Source organism: uncultured Shewanella sp. (assembly GCF_947501225.1).
Taxonomy (GTDB): domain Bacteria; phylum Pseudomonadota; class Gammaproteobacteria; order Enterobacterales; family Shewanellaceae; genus Shewanella.
This window is the reverse complement of record NZ_CANMUW010000021.1, coordinates 49,101-65,427: the sequence shown is the minus strand read 5'-3', so window position 1 is coordinate 65,427 and position 16,327 is coordinate 49,101. Positions and strand designations below refer to the sequence as shown.

Annotated in this window: 15 protein-coding genes; 5 read left to right on the top strand and 10 right to left on the bottom strand. The window is 50.7% G+C overall.

Annotated features, from left to right (window positions below; all coding sequences use genetic code 11):
- Positions 1–247: 247 nt before the first annotated feature.
- The gene (locus Q1B47_RS19960) at positions 248–1,651 is read right to left on the bottom strand and encodes an MATE family efflux transporter (protein WP_299797865.1); all 1,404 of its coding nucleotides are present in this window, start codon (positions 1,649–1,651) and stop codon (positions 248–250) included.
- A 124-nt stretch (positions 1,652–1,775) separates the two neighbouring features.
- On the opposite strand from Q1B47_RS19960, the gene Q1B47_RS19955 reads away from it, so the two are divergent.
- Both Q1B47_RS19955 and Q1B47_RS19950 read left to right on the top strand, forming a co-directional pair.
- Positions 1,776–2,666, top strand: coding sequence for a LysR family transcriptional regulator (locus Q1B47_RS19955; protein WP_299797863.1), 891 nt, complete (start codon positions 1,776–1,778; stop codon positions 2,664–2,666).
- A gap of 88 nt (positions 2,667–2,754) precedes the next feature.
- A complete protein-coding gene (locus Q1B47_RS19950) occupies positions 2,755–3,126 on the top strand; it encodes a nuclear transport factor 2 family protein (RefSeq protein WP_299797860.1) in 372 nt (123 codons plus the stop codon).
- 172 nt (positions 3,127–3,298) lie between these two features.
- On the opposite strand, the gene pyrI is transcribed toward Q1B47_RS19950, so the two are convergent.
- The 3 genes from pyrI to rlmJ form a co-directional block, all read right to left on the bottom strand.
- Positions 3,299–3,763, bottom strand: a complete 465-nt coding sequence (pyrI, locus tag Q1B47_RS19945) for an aspartate carbamoyltransferase regulatory subunit (RefSeq protein ID WP_299797857.1) — start codon at positions 3,761–3,763, stop codon at positions 3,299–3,301.
- Positions 3,756–4,709, bottom strand: a complete 954-nt coding sequence (pyrB, locus tag Q1B47_RS19940) for an aspartate carbamoyltransferase (RefSeq protein ID WP_299797854.1) — start codon at positions 4,707–4,709, stop codon at positions 3,756–3,758. The genes pyrI and pyrB overlap by 8 nt, the downstream gene beginning before the upstream one ends.
- A gap of 358 nt (positions 4,710–5,067) precedes the next feature.
- Positions 5,068–5,910: a 23S rRNA (adenine(2030)-N(6))-methyltransferase RlmJ gene (gene rlmJ, locus Q1B47_RS19935; RefSeq protein ID WP_299797851.1), complete on the bottom strand. Its 843-nt coding sequence runs from the start codon at positions 5,908–5,910 to the stop codon at positions 5,068–5,070.
- A gap of 182 nt (positions 5,911–6,092) precedes the next feature.
- Here rlmJ and Q1B47_RS19930 point away from each other — a divergent pair, with 182 nt between their 5' ends.
- Positions 6,093–6,869 (top strand): class I SAM-dependent methyltransferase, encoded by a 777-nt coding sequence (locus Q1B47_RS19930; protein ID WP_299797848.1) that lies wholly within the window; start codon positions 6,093–6,095, stop codon positions 6,867–6,869.
- Between the two features lie 3 nt (positions 6,870–6,872).
- On the opposite strand, the gene Q1B47_RS19925 is transcribed toward Q1B47_RS19930, so the two are convergent.
- The 6 genes from Q1B47_RS19925 to tsaA form a co-directional block, all read right to left on the bottom strand.
- Positions 6,873–7,259: a VanZ family protein gene (locus tag Q1B47_RS19925; protein ID WP_299797845.1), complete on the bottom strand. Its 387-nt coding sequence runs from the start codon at positions 7,257–7,259 to the stop codon at positions 6,873–6,875.
- 158 nt (positions 7,260–7,417) lie between these two features.
- On the bottom strand, positions 7,418–8,269 hold the full coding sequence (locus Q1B47_RS19920; RefSeq protein ID WP_299797842.1) for a hypothetical protein: 852 nt from the start codon (positions 8,267–8,269) through the stop codon (positions 7,418–7,420).
- Positions 8,270–8,353: 84 nt separating this feature from the next.
- Complete coding sequence (locus tag Q1B47_RS19915; RefSeq protein WP_299797839.1) at positions 8,354–10,318, bottom strand: methyl-accepting chemotaxis protein; 1,965 nt, start codon at positions 10,316–10,318, stop codon at positions 8,354–8,356.
- A 109-nt stretch (positions 10,319–10,427) separates the two neighbouring features.
- On the bottom strand, positions 10,428–11,738 hold the full coding sequence (gene envZ / locus Q1B47_RS19910; protein ID WP_299797836.1) for a two-component system sensor histidine kinase EnvZ: 1,311 nt from the start codon (positions 11,736–11,738) through the stop codon (positions 10,428–10,430).
- A 60-nt stretch (positions 11,739–11,798) separates the two neighbouring features.
- Entirely contained in the window at positions 11,799–12,524 is a 726-nt protein-coding gene (gene ompR, locus Q1B47_RS19905) for a two-component system response regulator OmpR (RefSeq protein WP_126507436.1), read from the bottom strand.
- Positions 12,525–12,789: 265 nt separating this feature from the next.
- Complete coding sequence (tsaA, locus tag Q1B47_RS19900; RefSeq protein WP_299797828.1) at positions 12,790–13,263, bottom strand: tRNA (N6-threonylcarbamoyladenosine(37)-N6)-methyltransferase TrmO; 474 nt, start codon at positions 13,261–13,263, stop codon at positions 12,790–12,792.
- Positions 13,264–13,594: 331 nt separating this feature from the next.
- Between tsaA and greB the strand changes: the two genes are divergently transcribed.
- The gene (gene greB / locus Q1B47_RS19895) at positions 13,595–14,086 is read left to right on the top strand and encodes a transcription elongation factor GreB (protein ID WP_299797825.1); all 492 of its coding nucleotides are present in this window, start codon (positions 13,595–13,597) and stop codon (positions 14,084–14,086) included.
- 306 nt (positions 14,087–14,392) lie between these two features.
- Positions 14,393–16,192, top strand: coding sequence for a thiamine pyrophosphate-dependent enzyme (locus tag Q1B47_RS19890; RefSeq protein ID WP_299797822.1), 1,800 nt, complete (start codon positions 14,393–14,395; stop codon positions 16,190–16,192).
- Positions 16,193–16,327 lie beyond the last annotated feature (135 nt).

The following is a 16,327-nucleotide window of genomic DNA, read 5'->3' as shown; positions in this document are numbered from 1 at the left end:
AATCTTACTGGAGAGATATCGTAACCGGGGCTGAACGGGAGAAGGGGTATAGCCTCCCTCTCTTTACCTTCAGAGACACAGGCTGACATTAAAAGCTGGATCCTGAAACCAGTTCAGGATGATGTAAGTGGATTCGGGATGATGGACGCTCCGACATCGCCTCCGGTAAGGTATATGCGCAGCGCGCATTACTCTGGTCATTCCGGCGAAGGCCGGAATCCAGTTTCTGCAGTTTCAAGCGTAGAGCCTAAGCTGTGGCCAGACTTGGCACTTGCTTATGAGTTGCCGCATTCATGTGATACCAGACCATAGGCGCAACGATGCAAAACATGACCACATTAGAGAGGGGCATGGCTACCCATACGCCATATACACCTAACCACTTAGGTAACATGTAGAGGAAAGGCAGTTGGATAAGCATATTTCCCAGTGAGATAGCTAATGATTTACCGCCTTGATTGACAGCCATAAAATACATCGTGGCTAACACAATCAGGCCATCGAGAAACATAGCAAACAGATGCAGGTGAATGCCGGTTACGGTTTCTTGTATCAACGCCGTATCATCGCTGTTAAATAGCCCTATCATGTACTCAGGAAACAGGTTTAACACAGCGGCCCAGCTCAGCCCTATGGTGAGTGAAACCGTTGCCGCTAAGAGGACCATCTTCTTTATGTTGTGGGGCTGAGCCGCTCCGAGGAAGAAGCTGACCGGTGGTTGCATCCCTTCGCCAATGCCTTCGGCGATGAAGTAGTAGAGGACCATCAGGTAACCGACAATGGCAAAGGCTGCAACGGTTATAGAAGAGCCATACTCCATAAACAGGCGGTTATGCAGCGCAAAGACAAAACTGGTGTAGATATACATAACGAAGCTCGATGAGCCCAGTAACAGAATCCTTCCGCTCAGCCGGCTGTTAAAATCTGGACCATACGCGGACAACCTGAGCTGTGATCTGCCCGAAAGAAAGTAGGCTATACCGCCCAGGCACACCGACAACTGAGCGGAGACGGTAGCGAGAGCGGCACCCTTTAGTCCCATATCAAATTGAACGATGAACAGGTAGTCCAGCACGATATTCGTACATGCACCTATGACCATCAGCGTCGTCGCTATGTTAGGACTCTCGTCGTTACGAACCAATATGGGCAGGGCAGATGCCAGAATGGTGATCACCGCCGTCCATACGAAAGGTGAGATGTAATCTTGCGCCAGTAGCAGGGCCTGATCTTCTGCACCCTGGGCCAGTAGCAGGGCGGTTCCATTCACGAAGAGCAGATAGGAGAAAATAACCCCAAAGCCGATAGCCAGGCACAGAGCCGTGTATAGTGTTGTGGCTATTTCTGCATGGGGTGTGCTGGTTTCTGTCGAGCCTCTTCTGCGTGCCATGCTCTTTCCGCGGCTGACAGAGTTGAGGCTGCCTGCGCCCATCCCAATCATTAACCCCACCCCGGCAATCACATAGATGATAGGCCAGGCTACATTGATACCCGCCAGCCCCTCGTAGCCAAGGTAGTGGCCGATATACATACCATCGATGATCTGATACAGGCCGTTGACTAACATCGCCGCTATCGAAGGGATAGCGTAACGCCAGAAGGTGCGCTGTATTGAACGATCCTGTGAAATATCTGGTTTATCGGCTTGCATGATCTTTTTCTGGCATCTGTTGGAGGCGATAGGATACTCTCAATAAGCGGATTGATTAAAGTTAGTTTCTATCCGAATTTCGGATGGTTTATTGAAGGGATAAGAGTATCTTGATGGAGAGGTTATGAATTGGACATTGGCTCAACTGGAGGCGTTTGTGTTGTCGGTCAAGTGTGGCTCATTCTCCGGGGCTGCACGTAAGCTGGGGCGTGCGCAATCGAGAGTGAGTACAGCTATTGCGAATCTGGAGGCCGATCTCGGGTTCGAGTTATTCGACAGAACGGCAAAGTTGCCCGTCTTGACCCGCCATGGCGAGGATATGTATGTCGAGGCGCAAGCCGTGCTCGAACAGTGCCAGCGATTACAGTCCAGAGCGATGACGGTGACAACGGGGGAGGAGATAGCGTTAACCGTAGCTATGGATGAAGCCGTGCCTATCAATACTTTCGAGTCACTGTTTGAACGGGTCGCGTGTCGATTTCCCCTCCTGAAGCTCACCATCATCAATGGCTCTCAGGACGATATCGCTCAGTGGGTCGATGAGGGGAAGGCGGATATGGGGATACTTTTCTATGTGAAGTCTTTTTCTGACTCGCTGGAGTTTATGTCTATCGGTCAGTTCTATCACTCGTTGATCGTGTCGCCTAAGCACCCGCTGTCTAAGATTGAGTCACCGACTATCGAGGAGCTCAACCAATATCGGCAACTGGTTATCCGCGACCGTGTCGGAAGCAGTCAGGCTAAGGCTCTGTCGGCTAATCACTGGTATATCGACAGCTACTATTACATCACAACCTTAGTAACCAGGGGGCTCGGCTGGGCGCTGGTGCCCGACCACCTGGCTAATTCGGAGTGGTACACCAATCAGGTCATTGAGCTCTCAACGGAGAATATTCCCGATCCTCTGATGGTTGAGATGGGGGTGGTAAACAGGCGCGACAGGGCTTATGGCCCTGTGATGGAGTGGATATTCCTGGAAATTGAATCTATGTTTAAGAATCGTCTCAACAGCTGATTTTTTATGCTAAGTTATTATTAAAGCAGTAATTGTCGAATGATATTTTCACGCATTTATGTGGCCGGTCTAACAGGGAGGAGAGTGTATGCACACCAGTTTAAAGAAAAAACTTGTTGAGCTTGAGCTATACCTTCTTAAGGCGGATGTAAGGGTGTCGGTTCAGGAGCTGGACCAGCTTATCCATGACGACTTTATCGAGTTCGGTAGCTCGGGAGCAAGTTTCGGTAAAAGAGAGGTGTTAAAGCACCTCCCCCGGGAGAAGTGCCCGGAATTTTCAGCCACGTCATTTGAGTTGCGTCAGCTCTCCAGTGATGTCGCCCAGCTTCTCTATAGGGCGACGATGAAGAAGCCCGGTGAGTTTATCACCCGCTACTCCCTGCGCAGCTCGATCTGGAGAAAAACTCAGGGGCGCTGGCAGATGATCTTTCATCAGGGAACTCCATGCGAACCGTTTTGAGTTCCGTAGTAACTAATACCACCTCGCAGCTTGAATAATCCTGCTTATAACCGTTATCGCTTGCAGCTTTAGACTGGCTGTAAAAAAACCTCAGCAAGTGCTGAGGTTTCATTGCTTTTGAAGCTAGGTATTCATTCAGGGGCGGTGAACATCACTTTCCACATAGGCCCTATTATGGATGTTCGGTGACGATCTCGCGGGAGAATACCTTTTCACAGTACTTACACTTGAGTTGGATATCTCCCTTCTTGGTGAGCACCTTGAAGTTACTGTCAACGGGTTCGTTGTGGGTAATACAGTTGCTGTTCGGGCACCTGAAAATAGCGTGGATCTGTTCGGGTAGTTTCAGAGTGAGTTTCTTGGCTACCTTGTAGTTTTCAATTTGGTTGACCGTGGCATTCGGTGCATAGAGGGCCAGTTGGTTCGCCTGTTCCTCATTGATAAAGATATTTTCAACCTTAATAATATCCTTGGCCCCCAAGGCCGATGAGGGCAGGTTGAACCCTATTGTCACGGGCTGGTTAACGAGTTGAGTGTTGAACAACTTCAGCAGTTTCATTCCAATATTGGCCGGAATGTGGTCGATTACCGTGCCATTGTTAATGGCTTCAACCTGCATTTTCATCGAATTAGTCATTGTTTGTGTCTCCTGCCGATAGTTGTTCATTGAGTACCAGTGCGAGTAGGGCCTCTCTGGCGTAAACGCCATTTTCTGCTTGCTGGAAATAATAGGCATGCTGAGTCTTGTCGACATCGACGGTGATCTCATCGATACGGGGTAAGGGGTGAAGAACCTTCAGGTTTTCACGTGCCTCGGTCAGCATGGCAGCTGTCAGGACATAGGCCGCTTTCATATGAACATACTCAGATTCATCCAGACGCTCTTTCTGTACCCGGGTCATATACAATATATCCAGACTGGGGATCACCTCCTCCATGCTGGTGTGTACGCTGTAGCTGATACCGGCTTCATCCAGTTCCTCACAGATATAATCCGGCATGGCCAGAATCTCCGGTGAGATGAAGTAGAAACAGACATTATCAAACTTGGACAGGGCCTGGGTCAGTGAGTGAACGGTACGCCCATACTTGAGATCTCCCACAAAGGCGATATTGATGTTATCCAGTCGCCCCTGAGTCTCGAAGATGGTGAATAGATCCAGTAGCGTTTGTGTCGGGTGCTGATTGGCACCATCACCACCGTTGATGATAGGCACGCCATTGGAGAACTCAGAGGCCAGTCGGGCCGCGCCTTCCCGGGGATGGCGCATTATGAAGGCATCCACATAGGAGGAGATGACCTGTACCGAGTCCGAAAGGGTCTCGCCTTTCTTCGCCAGGGAGGTGTTGCCATCATTATCGAAGCCGACAACAGTGCCGCCTAAGCGTTGGACTGCGGTCTCGAAAGACAAACGGGTACGGGTAGAGGGTTCAAAGAAGCAGCTGGCGATGACCTTATTCTTCAACAGGTCGGGGGCTGGGGTTGCCTTTAGCATACCAGCTGTTGCCACTATTGATTCAAGTTGGCTGCGGTCTAATTCCGGAATGGAAATAATGTGCTTTTTATATAGTGAATTTACCATGGCCTTTTCCCTTTTATTTTCTCGATACATAGCGGCCTGTTTTCTAAAAAACAGGCAAAAAAAAGCCCCTTTTAAAAAAGAGGCTTTTTATAAATGATCGGAATAGAAAGGAACCGACTTTCGACGATTTTGGGTACAGTGTCGATTGACTTGGTGGTTCATTTCAAATTCCGGTCAGATAAATTGCCGGGCATTTTACGCATGTTTTTTGTGCAGATCAAATGAATCTCGCAGATAAATTCACTAGGTCACGACATGAAAGGCATCTAACTGTTGTGCGCAGTATATTTCTTCCTCAAAACAAGCTAAATGCAAGTGATATCAATAACAAACTCACTACCAAGGAATCAGAGCTTGTCTACTCACCGACCTCCCAGATCACCTTAGTGTCACCGCCACCCTGGTTCAGCAGTGGTGAGAGATAATCCAGCATCTCTTTCGCCGTTTCATCGAGCTGCCATGGAGGGTTGATGATCCACAGTCCGGCCGCAGTCATGCCAAACTCGTCACTGTCGGGTCTTATCGCCTGCTCTATTCTCAGTTGACGCTTGATGCCGCTATCGGCGAGCAGTTTTAACATCCCCTCGGTCTGTGCCCGGTTGACCACAGGGTACCAGAGCATATATACCCCGGTGGAAAAACGTTTGTGGGCTTTAATTATCGCCTTGGCCACATCCTGATAATCTGACTTTATCTCATAGCTGGGGTCGACAAGTATCACACCGCGTCGCTCCAGAGGGGGCACCGCCGAGATCAAGCCTTTGAGGCCATCCCCTTTGACTATACGGATATGTTTGTCATTGCCGAGTTGCTCATCCAGAAGCTGGTGGTCGCTGCCATGTAGCTCATGTAGCACCATGCGGTCTTTCTCACGCATGTTCATATCGACAAATGCCGGAGAGCCCGGATAAAAAGTTAACTCGGCCTCGCCCTGATTGAAATGTCTGACATCATCAACATATTGTTGCAGTGACCCGGGTAGATCCTCTTTTCCCCATAGCTTAGCGACCCCCTCTAAGTACTCTCCGGTTTTCTGGGAGAATTCGTCGGTGAGTGCATAACCGCCGGCGCCTGCATGGGTGTCGATATAGACCATGGGCTTATCCTTCTTATGCAACGACTTGAGTACTTGCAACAGGATAGAGTGCTTTAACACGTCGGCATAATTTCCGGCGTGATAGCCGTGGCGGTAACTTAGCATGAGAGATCCAGTGAAAATGAAGAGAAAACGAGTTAGCGCCATTTTAGCACAGTTTCTATCTTGGTTAATGCACTGTGTCTATCGCTGTTCGGGAGGCGGGGTGAGGTAAGGTGAAAGCCGGTGTATTCACCGGGCGGCGCTTTTGGCATAATGTACCGATAACCGTCTGATTACGAGCCCACGTGACCCAAGTTAAGCAAGCATTAGCGCCGACAGGCATCTTCTTTAACGCTCAATACCCTTCGTTGGAGGCTATCTGCCGGCGCTGGGGACTGATTTTTGATAAAACTGCCGCCTTTGAGCTGGTTTTCGAGAATAACACCTTGATCCTCAATAAGCGCGATGAGCCCAAACTTAAGGGGATCTCTGTCGATTTTGTTTCAGGGGCCGTGGCTCACAGGCGTAAGTTTGGTGGCGGGCGAGGCCAGTCGATAGCTAAGGCGGTAGGCCTTAAGCAAGGGGTTAACCCGACGGTTGTCGACGGCACCGCAGGGCTTGGACGTGATGCATTCGTGCTGGCCAGTCTCGGTTGTAAGGTGACTATGGTGGAGCGTAACCCTGTTGTTGCCGCCCTGCTCGAAGATGGATTGCGCCGCGCCTATGAAAGCGAGGAGATAGGGGATTGGATGCGTGAGCGCATGACCCTGGTACACGGCTCAAGCCTCGAATCTGTTATCGAGCTGGGTGAGGAGGTCGATGTGGTCTATTTAGACCCTATGTATCCGCACAAATCCAAATCTGCACTGGTGAAAAAAGAGATGCGGGTATTCCAGTCACTGGTCGGCGCCGACCTTGATGCCGATGGACTGCTCGCCCCCGCCATGGCACTGGCCAGCAAGCGTGTGGTGGTTAAACGTCCAGATTACGCAGAGGATCTGGATGGCGTAAAGCCCTCTATGGTGATTGCGACCAAGAAAAATCGCTTCGATGTGTATGTTAAGGCGGCGATGAAGGCATAGGGGTCATGCTTTCGCCGACTTTCGGCTAATAAGGTGACTCAGGTAGGTAAAGCCTAGAATCCCCAGAGCGTCGGCGGTGAGATCCATCACGTCAAATGTTCTGCTGGGGATGAACCCCTGGCTGATCTCCTCCGCAACAACGAAAATAGTAACAGCTGCAGTGCCGTAGTAGAGACGGAGCCGACCTATGGCAAACGATTTACAGCGAGAGGCGAGATTAAACAGAAAGGTCAGTAGACCAAAGAGGCAAAAGTGTCCTAGCTTGTCGCCATAGGGGAGCGCTCCGACAAGGTTAAAGAGCACACTGCTGGCACCTGTATTTGCCAGGTAGATCACCCAAAGAATGAAAGCAAAAAAAGCCAGCGATAGACCAACTGCCCATCTGTTCATATGTTGCAAAACCTTATATCCGAAGCCTGCTCTAATTTATGCCAATAACCCGGTCCGGGTACAGTTAATGAAAGTTAACCAAACCTTCATTGGATTGGGTACAGAGTACAAAAAAGGAGCCTTATGGCTCCTCTCTTAAACTTGATGACTAATCAGAACTAGAAATAGTGCACGTACTCGGCATGTACCCGGTAAAGCACATCATCGAAACCAATCAGATCCTGCTCTGAGGTTCTGTCTATATATTCCGTGGCGAAGTGCAGCAGGTTATCTTTATTGGCTAAGGGAATAATGACACCAAAGTTGAGCCTGTTGAAGCTATAGGACTTGTTGTCTTCATACTTCCACAGGCCATCGTACCGGCTGTAGTTCAGAGATAGCTGAACCCCGGTGTGGCTGAAGGTATAGCTGTTCTTCAGCTCGAAGTAGTAACCAAAACCGCGGCGGTTGAGCTCCTCTTCACCAATCCCCTGTGACTCTCTCGGCCAGTCATCATCTTTCTCCTCCTCGCTGAAGGCCAAGCCTAAGGTGACGCCCAGGTCGTAATGGTGGGTGCTACCCATGCGCTTGTTGAGTACTAAGCCTGTGACGGCAAGCTGCTCAAACTCTTCGAGTTGCTGACTGTTGTAGTGGCCCTCGTAGTGACCCGTAACGCTGAGGGTATAATCCTCATCGTCATTGAAGCGCATAAATGGACGCTGGTAATGAAGCTTAAGATCCATCGAGTCACGATATCTGTCTTCATCGTATTTCTCTGCATCCTTTTCGTAATAGTAGGTTCCGCGTACCCGAAAGTAGTTTCTGTCGAGTTTATAGGTTTTATCGTATCTGAGGTCGTCCCAGATGAGAGAGATACCGACGCCTTTCGACAGGGAGCTGTGGGGAGAGTCTTCATAGGCTTCCATACCCGAGATCACAGACATGGCCAGCGGGGAGCTGGCCTCTTCAGCATTAACATGGAGTGACAGGCCTAATGCTGCAATGGTCGCGCTGAGTGTTAATTTATTCATCGTTTTCCCTGATGCTATCTGTTACTCACCCGATTTCAGTGAGCCATTTTATGCGCAATATTTTAGCATGGGAATCTGTAAGGTTCAGGCGGCATTGACAATTTTCTGCTGTTTCAGTCTGCTATCTAAACTGTTGCGGATATCTGTCACACTCTGCTCTACCTCCTGCGCTATCACACTGCTCTGCTTCGTTGTCGCCTGCGCATGTCTCTTCAGGCCTTCCATCGCTTCGATAAAGCCATCGAGATAGTTTACCTGCTGCTGGGCATTGGCTGAGCCCTGCATAGCCGTGCCCGCCATATTACTGGCTTGTTCCTGAACCTGTTGTGCAACATCTGACAGGCTCTGAGCCCTGAGTTTTTGACTGTCGGCGGCTCGCTCTATCCCCGTCATGCTGGTTTCGAGAGTTTGATTCGCGGTGTTAAGCTGACTGAGAATGACCATGATCTCATCGAGTGAGATTTGGGTGCGTTGCGACAGAGACCTGACCTCATCGGCGACGACGGCAAAGCCGCGTCCCTGCTCACCGGCCCTGGCGGCCTCTATGGCGGCATTTAGCGCCAGCAGGTTAGTCTGTTCGGCGATATTACCTATGACATCGATGATTCCGGATACGTCGCTCACGGCAGTCGACAGGCTCGATAGCGAGTGATGGCTGTGAGCAACCGCTTCTTGAGTCTCCAGAGTTGCAGCCAGCACAGCTGCAGCTTCCCTCTGGCTGCTTTGCATCTGTAGCATAGTTTGTTCGGCGCTCTGCTCAACCAACTCTGAGGTGGAGCTGACTTGGCGGGCTAAGGCTCTGATCTCATCAGTTTGGGATTGCGCGTTATTGATGAAGGCTTGCGTTTCATCACTGCTGCGGCTGAGCTGTGATATGCGTGTGACGAGTGCTGACAGTGAGCGTGAGACCAGCGAGATCTGCCGGCGTTGTGATTCATCCTCATCCTCAAAGCGATCAAGAAGTTGGTTAAAGTGTCCGGCTATCTGGCCGGTTTCACAGCGTCTGTGGATCTCGAGGCGTTCTCGGTTATTGGACTCGCTGAGTTTCAAAAAAGCGCTGTTGAGGCGCTTGAGAGGCGTCACCACTCTTCGCTGTTGCAGAAGCAGGTAAACGAGAGCAAATATGGCGAGTATAGAGACCATGGCATAGAGGGCGAGTTGCAGTTCGTATTTCAACTCTCGGTTCTGCTCTGCCTGTATGGCCCCCAATGAGAGCAGTGCCTGTTCTATGGCGCTGATATCCTGTTTGAGCCTTCTCTGTACTAACTGGTTATCACTTAATAGCTTATGGGTGTTATTGATCTCCTTGCCGTATCTATGACTCAAGCTGAGCAGCTCAGTGTGGTAGGTTTCGCCTATCTCGAAGAGCGCCTCTTCATCCCCGCCCAGAGCAAATTCATCCATCTGCTGACGCTCATATATGCCAATTAACGGCAGGCTATCGAGCCTGTCATGCCAGTTAGCCAGCTGCTGAAGCTTGGCATCGAGAAATGGCTGCAATTTCAGATCTTTGCCAATCAGGTAGTCCTGCGTCAATTGCGATAGTTGATAGATCAGTGGCGGAAGCTGGCGGGTCAGGGCGAGATATTTATCAGCCAGAACCGGGTTCTCTGTTTGTCCCAGGTAGGCGTAATCGGCTAATCGAGTATTGTTGTCCAGCATTTCGGCCTCGGCATGGGCGAGCAGCTGCCTTGGGTTGCCGGCAAGCTTTCCTGCGGCGCGGTAGTCGCCGTTAAGTTTGTCGATGAACTGAGTCAAGTGATGCTCTAATGTGCGTGCATTTTGGCTCGATGACAGAGTGAGCCTGTCGACAATTTGTTGCAGCTTGTTTTCGGCAAGCCCCAGCCTGTTGGCATCGCCTGTGAGCAGGTAGTCCGCGAGTTCACGCCTTATCTCAACCAGAAATATCTGTTGTAGCTGTTGAAGCTCACTCGAGCGGGTTTCAATCTGCTGTCGCTGATCACTGCTCCACACTACGAGGGTGGCGAGGAGCGCCGCCAGCAGAAGCAGAAGCGCAGATGCTGAAAGCGAAAGGGTTGATATCTTCATCGGTATCGCGTCTGAAAGTGAGCCCGGTGAAAGGGTATTTCAACTATGCTTCCGTAGCGTGACAATTATATTGCAGATAGATGACGCAGGATTGAAAGGGGGGGCGGCCCTACTCCATAGGTAGCCAAACCTGTGCGTGTAGGCCGCCTTCGGCTCGGTTTGTCAGCACCACTTCACCATGATGGCGATCGGTAATTCGTTTGATGATGGCAAGCCCCAGACCCGAGCCCACGCTCCCCCTCGCCGTGTCTCCCTGTGTGAAGGGTTGAAACAGCTTGGGGATTTGATCATCCGGGATGCCGGGACCATTATCCTCTACACTGAAGCCCACTCGCTTGCCGTCGAAGTGGGAGCTGAGCTTTACCCATCCCTTGCCATATCGAAATGCATTTTCGACCAGATTACTGAGAATACGTTTGACGGCGATACTCTGCATAGGTATCTCCGGGCAATCCTGAAGCTCGACCTCAATCTTGCCGTCCCGATTCGATTCGGCCTGAACCACATCCTCTATCAGTTGGTTAACCTGTCCCTGCCCCCTGGTGCTCTCCTGATCCTGACGAATATAGGCGATAAATTGGTTGATGATGGCATCCATATCTTCGATATCGTGGACTATGCCATCCTTGAGATACTCGTCCTCCTCCACCATCATCTCGGAGGCCAGACGGATACGGGTTAACGGAGTGCGCAGATCGTGGGATATGCCGGCCATCAACAGGGCCCTGTCCTGTTCCAGCTGTTTCATTCCGTGTGACATCTGATTGAAGGCGTTGGTTACCTCGACAATTTCGGTCGAACCTGTGAGGGGTAAAGGGTCTGGATAGTCGCCCATAGAGACAGAGATCGCCGCTTTCTGAAGCTTCTTCAGTGGCCGGTTCTGTTGTCTGGCAAACCACCAGCCGCCGGCGACACTCAAGGCACCGATCACCATAAGGTAGAGAGTGAGCGGTGATAGGTCAGACTCATTGAAGCCGGTCAGGGGAACCTTGATCCAGATCGACGGGGCCTGAGGCGGGCGGATCCAGATCTCGAAGTCTTCTCCCTGGGCTATCTTAACTTCGGCCTTGCCGCCCAGATGCTCGGACATCTGAGATGAGAGGAAGCCATAATAAACGGCCTGCTCGATTCCGGCCTCCCGTGCCTGTTTCTGGTTGTAGATCTCCATGCCATCGTCACGCACCTTGGCATTCAGGGCATCGACCATGGTGAGGTGCTCACGGCCTATGTCGACACCATCGACAAACAGGAGTTTGACCTGACGCGCTATCAACTGATTTATCTGCTGATAGGTTGGCTGGATAAAATAGGTGGCTACCGAAAGATATGACACCAGCTGATTGATCAGCAACAAACAGCCAATCAGCATCACGGTCTGACTAAATGCGCTGCGGGGCAGCAACTTCTTCAGCCACTTCATCTTAGCGACAGGCTCCAACAGGCACTATCGATAACAGAGGGGTTAAGGCTGAACCTGAGCTCATCGTCGGGCGGCACCGTCGGGTACAAACACATACCCGAGTCCCCACACCGTCTGTATATATCTGGGGTTTGCCGGATCTTTCTCTATCAGTCTTCGCAAGCGGGAAACCTGCACATCGATGGAACGCTCGAGCGCTGAGTAGTCACGGCCGCGAGCCAGGTTCATCAATTTATCGCGTGATAGTGGTTCCCTTGGATGGCTCACCAGCACCTTAAGCACGGCAAATTCACCACTGGTGAGTGATATCGCCTCTTCGCCATGGTACATCTCACGGGTAGCGAGGTTGAGTGCAAACTCACCAAAGGTGATCTCCTCCTCCTGTTGTGTCGGCGCACCGGGGACATCCTGGCTCTGTCTGCGCATCACAGCCTTAATTCTGGCCAGCAGCTCACGGGGGTTAAACGGTTTAGGCAGATAATCATCGGCCCCGAGTTCCAAGCCTATGATGCGGTCTACCTCATCCCCTTTGGCCGTAAGCATGACGATAGGGATCGGATTTCCAGCCTGACGAAGCCTGCGGCAGATAGATAGGCCATCCTCACCGGGAAGCATAAGGTCCAGCACCAGAAGGTGAAAGTTTTCACGTTCGAGTAATCGATCCATCTGCTCTGCATTGGCTGCACTGCGAACCTGATAACCCTGCTCCATCAGATAACGCTCTAACAAGGCTCTCAGCCTCATATCATCATCGACGACGAGAATTTTAGAGGTTTCCTGTCCCATGCTTATTATCCTTTTTATAGGTGTCCAACTGGCTGATATTGAATATGAATCTTTTTAATTAAGGCTAATATAGCCGCTTATTCCTGTCAAAGACCAGCAGCCATTTTTTTGCCGATCAGACTGACCCTATCGAACAGGGTGTCTGCTCGTGATTAACGCCATGAATTTTATCCGGTTTTATATGGAGTATGGTGCCATTTATGAAATTGTAACTAAATTGGATCAAACCTCGGGTGTCAGGTTCAACACCCCGATAAGGTGAAGGTCACGCAAATCGTGTATCTGAGCGAACATCACGGGGATCCAGGCCATGTTCGTACCAGCCGTCTCTGGTGTCTGTAATGTTATCGAATGACTGTATATAGGGTTTAATGTCCAGAATCGGTGTCCCGTCTAACAGATCTATGCCCCGCACCAGGATACGGTTTGCCTCAATCCTGTCTATCTCCACAATCGACAGTCCGATGGCGTTCGGCCGCTTAGGTGAACGTGTGGCAAAGATCCCCCTGTGTGCATTATCCAGAAACGGCTTTACCTTCAGCTCGTAACCCTTTGATTTATGTATGTGGAATACGATGTAGATATGGGAGAAACCATCGAGATCATCCAGCCCGGCCGCGTACTCCTCATCGAGGATCAGCTCGCCGATATCTCTCGATATTCCGGCGCCCTGTACCGGCACATTCTCTATCTGTTCGAAGGGGGTTTTTGCGTATCCTATGGGGGTGAATTCGATCATCGTTCTCTCTTTTAGTGATATAGATGGCTGCGCACTTCGGGATATGGGGGTGATGAGTGAGGTTGCGTCGGCTCAGATGTCATCATGCTAGCACCTTTTATCTGTGCAAAAAGAGACAAGCTCAGCTTTATCTCTGATTCATCACTTTTTCTGCGGTCACAGTCTGCAACTTCAGGTTTTAGCTGAATATAATTGCCATCCCGCGACTCGGGTACCTGAATGACCTCTATCGGGGTTAGGCTATTAAATCGTGAAAAATTCGGCTAGAGATAGTGTCGCCGGCGAGCTAAAATACGCGAATATTGTTTATATCGGCTTTGGAGCTGGAAAGATGAAAGCCATGTTAATCACCCGTAAAGGCTGGCAGGCCCTGGATAAAGAACTCAAATACCTGTGGAAAGAGTATCGCCCGGAGATCACCAAGAAGGTGCAGGAGGCGGCCGCTCAGGGAGATCGCTCCGAGAACGCCGATTACACTTATAATAAAAGGCTTTTGCGTCAGATAGACAGCCGGGTTCGCTACCTGGTTAAGCGGGTCGAAGAGCTGCAGATCGTCGACTACTCGCCTCAGCAGGAGGGCAAGGTGTTCTTCGGTGCCTGGGTAGAGCTGGAAAACGAAGCCGGCGAGATAGTGCAATATCGCATCGTGGGTAAAGATGAGCTGGATACCAAGCTGGGCTACATCACCATTGACTCACCCATGGCCCGCGCGCTTATCGGCAAGCAGGTGGACGACGAGGTGGTTGTGCCGACACCACTTGGCCCTAAGGAGTGGTATATCAATAAGATCCAATATCAGGCGTTTGAAGAGCCTCAGGATTAGCCCTCTCAAGCTGTGTCCAGAGGGCCAGCTTCTTCTCAACTGCTCTCTGCTGAGGTTGAGTCTGCAGCAGAGCAAGAATCAATGATCGGCTTGGTGTAAACCCGGTCCTACACACCTGATTCGCTTATCAGCCCCCTTATATGGGAGTGTGAGCCGAATCACGCTTATATGTCACGTTATCTATACACTTGGGCTGTTCTGCTCATTTTTTCAAAACTGATCTCGATCAACACCTTCTTTCTCAATCTCTCTAGGCTGCATGCTCTATAAACAGAGAGTGTCTGCGAAGTAAAGAGGGGTAGAGTCGTGTCTCCATCGATTAAAGATAACTTTGGTAGTGAGTATTACAACAGTTTGCCACTCTTTGGTGACTGTCTGGGGGAGTTGCTGGCCTTCTTTGGAGTAAAGCGGGCTTATGGTGTCGGTGGTGATTTTGTCGCAAACCTGATCAACTCACTGGAGGGGCATATCGATGTGCTGCCGTCGAGCAACGAGATGCATGCCGGCTTCAGTGCCTGTGCCCAGGCCGAGTTGAATCCGCTGGGACTGTGTTTGACGACCTATACGGTTGGCAGTCTCCCCTGTGTGACTGCGGCCGCGCTGGCAAGAACCGAGGGCTTACCCGTGATCTTTATCTCCGGCGCGCCCGGTGAGGCTGAGATCAACAGCCATGCACTGCATCATTCGGTACATCCCCACACAGCCTGGCATACGGACCTGGATGCGGCCCTGAACTCTTTTCGTGCTTTGGGTGTCAGGGCCGAGCGCCTGCAGGGGCAGAGGCATAGCGGTCAGCCAAATGTTGCCGCCGAGCAGTGTCTGGAGTTACTCAGTTATGCTTTTCTTAATCGTCAGCCGGTATTTATCGAGATCCCAAGAGATCTGATCAATCAGCCTACCCAATCCCTGAGCCTGCCCCGGTGCCCGGAGCAGATATCGCTTTCGCAACCGCTGAATTTGAGCGGGGCAGGCTTAATTGCCAGGGATATCGAGGCAAAGTTGAAACAGGCTGGCAAGCCTCTGGTGTTTCTGGGGGAGAAGCTGAGATTGAATCGTTCGCTACTGTCGAAAATCATCTCTTTGTGTCATCAACAGAATTTACCCTATGCGACAAGCTGGTTTGGCAAGGGGATGCTCGATGAGAGCGACCCACTCTGCTTAGGTAGTTATAACGGTGCCTTCAGTGACCTCCAAGGCAAGCACTATATTGAGTCTCAGGTCGACTATATCCTGGAGCTGGGTACGGCAATTTTCCCTTCCGATACTAACAATGCATTCAGCAGTCAGACCCATGCGGTAGATACCCATAGCCATAAAACGATGTTAAAAGGCACGGCCAGGTGGGAGCAGGATATTGAGTCTGTTATCGACCTGCTGGTGCAACAGCTTCCGGCAAGAGAGAGTGTTCCGGAAATTGAACTAACCGCCGATCAAGGCGTTAAACCTATGGCCTCGACTATGCTTGGCTACCATAACCTGGCGGATACGATAAATTGCGCTCAGCGCAGGCTCTGCAAGCCTTATATTTTTCTTCCCGAAGTGGGAAGTTCCCTGTTTGCCAGCTTCGAGCTGGAAACGCTCGGGAGTGACATCGGCAGAAGCTATCTGGCTAACCCCTGGTATGCGGCCATGGGAACCGCGCTTCCCTATGCACGCGCTGTCGCCGATCAACTTGCCGAGAGCGACAGTAGGCAGCCTGTTTTAGTCATGATTGGAGACGGTGGTTTTAATTTTCAGGCGAATGAACTGATCAATCTGCAGAAGCAGGGGGCCAATGTGACGATTCTCTATATGAGAAACAATATATTTCACCTGGGTAAGGCCGGTGATGCGCCTATCTATGCCTGTAATGATCAAGGGTTCGAACCAAGATTATTGATTCAGGCCTACGGCGGACAGGGCCATCTGTGTGAGACAACCGAGCAACTCGTAAACTGCTTGATTGAGACGGCGAATAAAGGTGGATTGCACCTGATCGAGGTGCCGACCTCGGTAGAGGGTGAACATCAGAGCGAGACGACTAAGAAGTTGAATACTTACATAGGCTTTAGAAACGGCGATCCTCAAGCGACCGAGCGGTGGAATGAGCTGTGTGGCAACAGTTAAGGTGCATGGAGCAGGCGGTTGAGGCAAAGCTGAAACTGAACTCGCTAATATATTCAGGTTCAGAAACGGCATTCGGGCAACAAGTTAAGTGGAATGAATGATATGGTAAGGTTTGATTAACTTTTAATCTTATAG